Below are 4,218 nucleotides of genomic sequence, written 5' to 3'. Positions count from 1 at the left end.
CATCCCCTCCCACCCCTTCCCCCTCATCCCCAACCTCACCCCCTCCACCACCTCCACCATCTCCCTCACCTCCCCAATCACCAGCACACCTCAGGCAGTTGAGGAGCGACGGAACCGTTGGCGTTGGTGCGTTTCGGCACCGTTGGCCGGCGGCCCACACACCTCGCCCGCACACCCCGAAGGTGGTGATCGGTCGTGGCGGTGAGCATCGTTCCGATGAGCGTCGGCAACGGCACGGAGTACCTGACCGGTTCCGTGGCCAACGCCGACTGCGATTTCCCCAGCTCTGGCGACGGCCTCGGCCTGGACCCGGTGACCGCCTACTACACATCCGTAGGCACCCCGCCCGGGTACTGGCTCGGAAGCGGCGTCGCGGACCTCGGCGGCGGTGTGCTCGTCGCAGGGGACCCAGTCACGACCACCCAACTTCAGCGGCTGCTGGAAGCCGGTCGGGACCCGGTCACGACCGAGCCCCTGGGGCGGGCCTACCCGAAGATCGTGCCGCTGCGTGAGCGGATCGAGAACCGTGCTGCTGCTCTGGACCCGAATCTGAGCCCGGAAGACCGGACGGCCGCAGTTGACGACATCGTGCGGGACGAGACACTGGCCGGGAAGCGGACGGCGGTCGCCGGGTTCGATCTCACGTTCTCGCCCGCGAAGTCGGTCTCGGTGCTGTGGGCACTGTCGGACCGGAACACGCAGGCGATCATCCTGGGCGCGCACAGGGCGGCGATGGCCGAGACCATCCAGTTCATCGAGGACCACATCGCCGCCACGAGGATGGGGACCGATGCCGGGAACGGGTCGATCATGCAGGCCGACGTCACCGGGGTGATCGCTACCGCGTACGACCACTGGGACTCTCGCGCGCACGACCCGCAGCTGCACACGCACCTGGTGATCGCGAACAAGGTCCGCACCCTGGTCGACGGGAAGTGGCGCACCCTGGACTCGAGGGCGTTGTTCAACGCGAACGTCGCGTTCAGCGAGCACTACAACGCCGTCCTGGCCGACCGACTGACCGCCGCGCTGGGCATCAAGTGGGAACGACGCGTCCGGGGCAAGGACCGTAGCCCGCGGATGGAGATCGTCGGCGTCAGTGACGAGCTGATCGAGGAGTTCTCCAACCGGTCAGCCGAGATCGAGCACTGCGCGGACCAGCTCATCGACGAGTACCGCGACAAGCACGGGCGTACCCCGTCGCCGGGCACGATCAACCGACTGCGGGAACAGGCCACCCTGGAGACCCGCCCGCCCAAGACCATCGAATCCCTGGCCGACCTCACGGAGCAGTGGCGGGAGCGGGCCGGGCGCATCCTGGCCCAGGACCCGACCGAGTGGGCGCAGGGACTGCTGTCCGCTGCCCTGGCCGAACCGGGCCAGGTGTTCACGTCCGGTGACGTCCCCCAGGACGTGGTGGACATGGCCGCGACGGTCGTGCTGGGCGTGGTGGGGGACAAGCGGGCCACGTGGAAGCACTGGAACCTGTGGGCCGAAGCCGAACGCCAGACCATGCATTGGCGCATGGCCACCCACCACGACCGCATCGAGGTCGTGGGCCGGATCGTCGCCCAAGCCGAGGGCGGCTCAGTCACTCTGACCCCACCCGAGCTAGCCCCGACGCCCCTGGCGATGCAGCGCGCGGACGGGTCCAGCACACTGCGGCCCAAGCACTCGGTGGTGTTCACCTCCCAGGCCGTCCTGGACGCCGAAAAGCGCCTCCTCGGGCTCATGGAGGACTTCACAGCACCGCGCCTGGGCACCACGCGGCTGCGGGCCATCCTGAACCACGGTGTGCGCGATGGCGTGCTGGACGCGTCGCAGGCCGACGCCGTCCATGCCGTGGCCAGTTCAGGGCGCCGCCTGGACTTGTTGGTGGGTCCGGCGGGGACCGGGAAGACCACGACCCTGCGCGCGCTGCGGACCCTGTGGGTAGGGCAGCACGGCCCGGGGACTGTCGTCGGTCTGGCGCCCTCTGCGGCTGCTGCTGATGTCCTGGGCACCGAGCTCGGGATCGAGTGTGAGAACACCGCGATGTGGCTCACCCGCCACGAGCACGGGCGGGCCCAGTTCACGGCCGGGCAACTGGTCATCGTGGACGAGGCATCCCTGGCCGGCACGCACACCCTGGACCGCCTGACCCGGGCTGTTGTCGAGGCGGGCGCGAAGGTGCTCCTGGTCGGCGACCCCGCACAGCTCCCCGCCGTGGAGACCGGCGGTGCCCTGACCCTCCTGACCGGCGAACGCGCCCGGACGACCGGTGACGTCCCGACGTTGACCGAGGTGCACCGCTTCCACGCACCCTGGGAGAAGCGCGCCACACTCCGGCTGCGCGACGGCGACCCCGCCATCTTGGCCACCTACCAGGAGCACGGGCGGATCCAGGCGGGCACCACCGAGGACATGACCGACGCCGCCTATGCCGCGTGGAAGACCGACACCGAGGCCGGACTCTCGTCCGTGCTGGTCGTGCCGGACACCGCCACGATGAACGACCTCAACCGCCGAGCCCGCGCCGAACGCGTCCTGACCGGACGCGTCTCCGACGGCCAGACAGTCCGCCTGGCCGGGCAGACCCGCGCCTCGGCCGGAGACCTCATCCTCACCCGCCGCAACGACCGCACCCTGCGCCACGGACACGCCGGATGGGTCCGCAACGGCGACCGCTGGCAGATCACCGACGTCCACCACGACGGGTCGGTCACCGCGCAGCGCATCGATCCCGACGCGCACACCGACGCCCGCAACGCCGATCGCCAGCAACTCAGTGGCCCGATGGTCCGCCTGCCCGCCGCCTACGTGGCCGAGCATGTGGACCTCGGATACGCCATCACCGCACACCGCGCCCAAGGCCTCACCGTCGACACCGCCTACACCGTCGCGAGCCCGAGCATGAGCCGGGAGAACCTGTACGTCGCACTCACGAGAGGGCGCGCGACGAACACCGTGTTCGTGCCCGTCGACCAGCCCGACCGGAACCAGAACCATGAACACGCCATCGGCGCGAACATCGACCCCGACCTGTCCGAGGAGGCCGCCGCGCGTGCCGTCCTGGCGGGCATCCTGCACCGGGTCGGCGCAGAGCCCTCCGCACACCAGTCCCGCCATGACGAGGAGCACCGGTGGGGTTCCATCGCGCAGCTCGCGGCCGAGTACGACACCATCGCTACCCACGCCCAGCGCCCGTGTTGGACCCAACTGGTCGCGCACACCCTGGCCGGGGAAGGCTTCACCCGACGCGACGTCGCCCAGGTCGTGGAGTCCGATGCGTTCGGGCCACTGTGCGCAGAACTACGCCGAGCCGAAGCAGACGGCCACGACGTCTACCGCCTCCTGCCCCGGATCGCAGCCAGCAGAAGCCTGTACGACGCCGACGACATCGCCGCCGTCCTGTACGACCGCCTCACCCACGCCGCCACCCGTGCATCTGCCGGTGGCGATCGGATCGCCGGACTCATCCCACGTGCACGCGGCCCAGTTCCCGACGATGTCCGCGAAGCCCTCGACCGCCGCGCCGAACTCATCGAGGACCGCGCCCGGACCCTCGCCGGGCAAGCCCTCCGCGACCGCCAACCCTGGACCCGACACCTGCCCCCACGCCCCCACGGCCCTGCCGAACGCGAATGGCAAAACACTGTCGTTGCCGTCGCCGCCTACCGCGACCGCTACGGGATCACGACCCACGACCCGTTCGGCGAACCGCCCACCACGCTCACACAACGCGACGACGCGCGGCGCGTCCAGGCACTCGTGCGAACCCTGGCCAGCGCCATCAACGCGCCCGCCCCACATGCCGCGCCGCGCCGCACTTCTGGCCCCAGCCTGGGGTACTAGCGAGCCCGCCAGGAACAGCGAGAGGGTCCGGTGACCGTGCGTGCGGTCACCGGACCCTCCTTGCCCGTTTTCTTATGCGAGGTAGGTCTCGGACATAAAGGCTCCAGCAAATGCGCCAGGGCCGTGTCGGGCGTCGAGCCACCTGTCGAGATCTCGCGTCTCTCCACTGATCACACCGTGGAGAATGTGCTGATGCAGTTCGGCTTCCTCCCCAGGGGCGAACTCTTCCAGGAAACGCGCGTACCGTCGGTTGACGTTTGTCTCGTACCAGCCCATCGCGCGAACGTAATCAAGATGCTCGCCACTGAGGTTTTCTCGCCTCATTCGCTGACGGGGCGTTGAAGGTGGAGCAGGACGAGTGCAGCTGCGGCGATCTCGGTGATG

General features: G+C 69.4%; 1 protein-coding gene. It reads left to right on the top strand.

Going from position 1 to position 4,218, the window contains the following annotated elements:
- Positions 1 to 216: 216 nt before the first annotated feature.
- Positions 217 to 3,834 carry a MobF family relaxase gene (mobF, locus tag ACYVK7_RS17770; RefSeq protein ID WP_460889053.1) on the top strand — a complete coding sequence of 1,206 codons (3,618 nt, stop codon included), beginning with the start codon at positions 217 to 219 and terminating at the stop codon, positions 3,832 to 3,834.
- The last annotated feature ends 384 nt before the right edge of the window (positions 3,835 to 4,218 follow it).

It is taken from the genome of Promicromonospora xylanilytica (assembly GCF_054782895.1).
This window is presented reverse-complemented; position numbering and strand designations above follow the sequence as displayed.

Excerpts from the sequence above, each read along its gene's own strand:
- mobF (WP_460889053.1), top strand. The coding sequence starts at position 217 with ATGAGCGTCGGCAACGGCACGGAGTACCTGACCGGTTCCGTGGCCAAC.